The following is a 4,970-nucleotide window of genomic DNA, read 5'->3' as shown; positions in this document are numbered from 1 at the left end:
CCCCAAGCCTCCCGCGCCGAGTACACACGCCGCATAAACCGTGTGCTCAACCACATCGACGCGCACCTCGATCAACCGCTGGATGGCGCGCAGCTGGCTGACATCGCCAATTTCTCGCGTTTCCATTTTCATCGCATCTTCGCCGCCTCGATGGGCGAAACCCTGGGCAGCTATGCGCAGCGTCGGCGGCTGGAGAAAGCCGCTTTTCGGTTGTCTTGCGGCACCCCGGAAACCGTACTGGAAACCGCATTGGCCACCGGTTTCCAATCCGGTGAAGCTTTTGCGCGGGCTTTCAAGCTCAAGTTCGGCTGCACGCCCTCCGCCTGGCGCGCCACCACGCTTGAGCGGCTCAAAGCCCAGGCGGCGGCGATTGGGCAGCCGCCTGGCAGCCAGCAGAGCAATCCTGATCAGGTCTTCGGCAATCCACATCAGGCGGGCGAGCGCGAGTTCGGCGAATCTGACGGCTCTTATCGGCCAGCGGATGACTTTGCCATGGATGTACGCATCATCGATTTACCCAAGGCGCGCGTCGCGTACCAACGTTTGATCGGCCCCTACGGGCCTGCCATCGGCGAGTTCTGGCGCGGGGTCATGGCGCCGTGGATGCATTCCCATGGCCTCAGTGACCAAACCTGCTACGGCATAGGCTATGACGACCCTTCGCTCACCCCCGCGAACAAGTGCCGCTATGACGCGTGTGTCGAAGTACCGGCGCAGTTTGTGGCCAGCGGCCAGGCCGATATCCAGACGCTGCCGGGCGGCCGGTATGCCGTGGCGCGCTTCAAAGGCAAACCGGAACAGATCGCCAACGCCTGGATGTGGCTGACACGAGAATGGATGCCGTCCAGCGGGCTGCAATGCGACGACCGGCCGTGCTTCGAGATGTTTTCGGCGCCCACGGTGATTGATCCTCGGACCGGGGAATTCAACTGCGAGATTTGCATTCCGGTGCGGGCGTTGTAATGGCAACCCACCGTTGAAGTGCCGCCAGGTGCGGGATAGGATCTGGACGTCCGCCTTGGGCTGAACGTTGCCATCGAACATAGGCACGTCAGGCCCGATTCCACACCCGTCTAGACACTGAGAACAGCCACATGGGCGCCCCCATCATCATCGGTGACAGCTACAACCTTTGGATCAGCAATGCCCTGAAGGATGCTTTTTGCGACGTGCTGACCCGCGTCGCAGCACTGGAAGGCCACGACATCATGGCCATTTACGAGGACGCTCCAGGGGTGGCGGGCACCTACGGTGTGAGCGGTGTGGGTATTTATCTCGATGAATTTTATCGCTACCTCGGCGGTTTTTCGGGTGTACGGCTCCACATCGATATTTGCCGGACGCGCTTGCACGAGGTCGCCGAGGCCTGCAAATTGACGCCATCGGGGACGAAGCGGATGGCGCACATACTGGCGTGGGTGGCCTACCACATGGATGGCAACCCCGTTTCAGAAGGCTGCTTTGTCTATGAGGATTGGCCGCCGGACGCCGCGTACGCCCCCAGCAATTGCGCCACCTCCTGATAACACCGCGCCAACTCCCCTGCCCCCAGCAACCGCAAACCCTGTGCCGTGCACCGAGCCTGAACCGCGTTTATTCCAGGCTCGAACGCATGCCTGGACAGCCGCCGAATTCCCCGCTGTGCACAGCGCGCAACCGGTGTGCCCGGCGCCAGTTCCCGTGTCCTGGCATACACCCGTCCCAAGCTGCGGCTCAGTTGCAACGACAACGCGCCCACCGCTTCACCCTCGCCCCCCGGCAACGCCTGCAACGACACCATCCGATGCTGTTGCCTGGCCTGCCATTTCAGCAGGTCCATACGCGCACCACCGCGCAGTAACCGCCCGGTGCTTGTGTGCAGCGCCCGTCTCAGAGCGCGCACCTGGGCGGCGGGGTTTCTGGGCAGGATCTGGAAAGCCAGCATGCAAATCGCCAGCGCCACGGGCCAGGCGAGGGCCTGGTTGGCGAAGTCGGTAAAGTCGTATTGGGCGGTGCCACCGGTACCGACCAGCGTGTTGAAGGCGATCAGATAGGCAATGGCCTGCAAGGCATGACGCGGCTGGGTGGTGGCCTGCATCCCCCACACCCAGAAGGCGATCAGTACCACCGCCAGCAACGCGAAGCCGCTGATGTGCGGCAGCAGCAGGAACTTGCACGCGGCCGCCGCCACGATGCCGTAAATCGTGCCCCTGAACAGACCGGCAAGGCCCTGGGTAGGCGCCGGACTGGTCGCCAGCAAGGTGCAGGACGGGCCCAGCACGGCCAGCAATGTTGGCCCCTGATCCCACGCCGTGAAGTACCAGACGGCAGCGGTCGCCAGGGTCGCGACCAGGGCGCGCAGGCCGTTGAGCAACGCGTCCCCGTAGTGCCGGTGGAATCCAACTGCACGGGCCGGCGCCGGGGTTTCGTGTTCGACGCAGGCGAAGTTCTGCAAGGCATTGGAAAGGTCCGTCAACGGATCGCTCAGCCGGTCCGACTCCCCGCCAAGACCATCTTGCAACGCCCTGACCTGCGCAGCGACCGTGGAAAAATCCCCACGGGTTTCAGCCAGTTGTTGCAGCGCCTCAGACACGCCCACGACCGGCTGGCCGACCGACAGGTGTTGCAGGGCCACGGCCTGCAGATACGCCAACCCCGCCTGCAGCGCCGCGAACCTGGAACGGATCAACACCGATTCGCCTCGACCGATCCCCAGCAGGTCATCCACCTTGGCGATGTCGAGGGCGAGTTGGCGCCGTTCGGCAGCGGCTACACCCTCCCCCTTGAACTGGCTCGCCAGCAACCGCAGCGCGCGCGAAGAGACATCCTTGAGCATCGGGCTAAGGCGCCGTTCGACGGTCTTACGCCCAAACAAGGAAGCCACCAGGCTCAGGCTCAACACGCCGAGCACCACCGCCGTGCCCCGCGTGACCAGGTGATCAAACCCTTGCTGAGGCGCGACGATGGCCGGGCCCAGCGCCAGGCACACCGTGTAACCCGCCACCACCGCCGCCGTGGCGTGGTAGTGCCGCAGCAGGGTCATGCCCGCGACACACAGCCCCAGCCACACGCCGATGCCGAGGATGAACAACAGCATTTTCTGCGCGAACAACCCCAGCAAAATCACCGCCACCAACAACCCCAGCGCAGTGCCCACCACCCGCATGAAGCCCTTGCCGATCACCGCGCCCTGGAGCGGATGGATCAGCAACAACACCGTCGACGCCGCCGAGAACGGCGAGTCCAGGTGCAATTGAAAACCCAGCCACAACGCCAATGTCGCCGCCATCACACTGCGCGCCACGTAGCCCCAGGTGGCCTGGGTCCACGGCCGAGGCAGCACGGCCCATAGCCGCCCCACATACCCCGCCATCACATGAACGCCTGCAGCCAGCGCGACAGCCGCCAATGCGGCGCGCTCCCGGGCTCGGTCACTTCGACACTGGCCGTCATCCCCGCCGCCAGCTCCACGCCCTCGGGCACCGCGTCCAGCTCGATGCGCACCGGCACGCGTTGCGCCAAACGTATCCAACTGAACGTCGGCGCCACCTGGGGCAAGCCGCTGTCACTGCGCAACTCGTTACCGTCGGCAATGCCCCGGCCGATGCTCGCCACATGCCCTTCCAGCAACGGCGCAAAGCCCATCAGCTTGATCGAGGCCGGCGCGCCCACCCATACGCCCGGCAGCTTGGTCTCTTCGAAGTACCCGGTGACCCAGAAACTCTGGCCGTCGACCACATAGATGTTGGTGCTGCCCGCCACCGCGTAATCCCCCGGTTGCAGGCGAAGTTGCGTGACGTAGCCGTCCACCGGTGAACGAATCGTCGTGCGCGCCAGGTCCAGTTCGGCCTGGGCCAACTGGCTTTGCGCCGCATCCACCCGCGCCTTGGCCACGGCCAGGTCCTGGGCGGCGTTGTCGGTTTCTTCCCGCGCAATCGCGTCACCCAACTGAGTGCGCCGCCGGAACTGCGCGGTGCGCTGCGCAAACACACTGCGCGCCTCGGCCAGCTCGGCCATGCGCTGCTGCTGGGCCAACAGGTAGGCACGCTGATCGATCTGATACAGCAACGCGCCCTTGGCCACCCATTGGTTGTCGCCCACCAGCAACCGCTCGACCTGGCCGGACACCTCGGGCGCAATCCGCAATACCTGCGCGCTGACCCGCCCGTCCCGCGTCCAGGGCGCCAGCACATAGGCGCGCCACAACTGCGTGCAGAACAACAAGGCAACCAGCCCCAGCACCAGCGTCACCAGGATTTTCAACGTGTTGTTGAGCCTCATCGCGTCGCCCTCACAGCTTCAGCACTAGGGTGGAAAGCACAATCAGCGAGACAAAAAACCGCGTGAGGCTGGGGTGCCAGGTCCAGTCCAGCCACCGGCGCATCAGCCGTTCCAGCACCGCATACATCAACGCCGCAGCGCCCACATAAAGCAGAAACGGCGGCAAGTAGAGGTTGGCAAACGTGATTTCGCTGAGCATTGCAGAAGTCTCACCATCGGCCTTCACCTTGAAGGCCCTGCTGCCATGGTAGGCAGTGCCCGGGCGTGCCGATATTGAGTATGCTGCCAACTTATAATCAAATTCAGACACCTGAGTGCCGCGCAATGGACGAGACAACCCTCTACACCGTGGGCCAGTTTGAACTCGATGATTTCACGCAACCCGCCGTCGCGGTGATGCTCGGCACCCAGCGCAACAACGCCGAATACGCCGTACACACCCACCGCAAAGGCCAACTGGTAGTGGCCTGCCACGGCGGCATCGTGTGCACCGTGGAAGACGGCGTATGGATGGTGCCCACCGGTTTCGGCGTATGGATCCCCGCCGGCATCGCCCACAGCAACCGCATCACCGCCAACGGCAAAGTCGGCTTCCTGTTCATCGAACCCGGCGCCGCCGCCCTCCCGGAAAAATGCTGCACCCTGGTGCTGTCCCCCCTCATCCTCGAACTGATCCTGCACCTGAGCACCCTGCCCCAGGACTACCCCCC

5 protein-coding genes and 1 pseudogene are annotated in these 4,970 nt (G+C 64.1%); 3 read left to right on the top strand and 3 right to left on the bottom strand.

Features of this window, described 5'->3' with window-relative positions; translation table 11 throughout:
• The first annotated feature begins 33 nt into the window (after window positions 1-33).
• Both HX803_RS30700 and HX803_RS30695 read left to right on the top strand, forming a co-directional pair.
• Window positions 34-963 (top strand): AraC family transcriptional regulator, encoded by a 930-nt coding sequence (locus tag HX803_RS30700; RefSeq protein ID WP_178925838.1) that lies wholly within the window; start codon window positions 34-36, stop codon window positions 961-963.
• Window positions 964-1,094: 131 nt separating this feature from the next.
• Window positions 1,095-1,523 carry a hypothetical protein gene (locus tag HX803_RS30695; protein WP_178925836.1) on the top strand — a complete coding sequence of 143 codons (429 nt, stop codon included), beginning with the start codon at window positions 1,095-1,097 and terminating at the stop codon, window positions 1,521-1,523.
• Here HX803_RS30695 and HX803_RS30690 read toward each other — a convergent pair.
• From HX803_RS30690 to HX803_RS30680, 3 genes are read right to left on the bottom strand one after another with little or no spacing between them, the layout of a single operon-like run.
• Window positions 1,466-3,352 carry an FUSC family protein gene (locus tag HX803_RS30690; protein ID WP_178925837.1) on the bottom strand — a complete coding sequence of 629 codons (1,887 nt, stop codon included), beginning with the start codon at window positions 3,350-3,352 and terminating at the stop codon, window positions 1,466-1,468. The two genes, HX803_RS30695 and HX803_RS30690, sit on opposite strands and share 58 nt — an antisense overlap.
• Window positions 3,352-4,260: an HlyD family secretion protein gene (locus tag HX803_RS30685; RefSeq protein WP_178925835.1), complete on the bottom strand. Its 909-nt coding sequence runs from the start codon at window positions 4,258-4,260 to the stop codon at window positions 3,352-3,354. The genes HX803_RS30690 and HX803_RS30685 overlap by 1 nt, the downstream gene beginning before the upstream one ends.
• Window positions 4,261-4,270: 10 nt before the next feature.
• Window positions 4,271-4,459, bottom strand: a complete 189-nt coding sequence (locus HX803_RS30680) for a DUF1656 domain-containing protein (RefSeq protein WP_176995445.1) — start codon at window positions 4,457-4,459, stop codon at window positions 4,271-4,273.
• A 125-nt stretch (window positions 4,460-4,584) separates the two neighbouring features.
• Between HX803_RS30680 and HX803_RS30675 the strand changes: the two are divergent.
• Window positions 4,585-4,970: pseudogene (locus HX803_RS30675) on the top strand (AraC family transcriptional regulator); the annotation flags it as partial.

Source organism: Pseudomonas sp. P7548 (genome assembly GCF_013386585.1).
GTDB lineage: Bacteria > Pseudomonadota > Gammaproteobacteria > Pseudomonadales > Pseudomonadaceae > Aquipseudomonas.
This window is presented reverse-complemented; position numbering and strand designations above follow the sequence as displayed.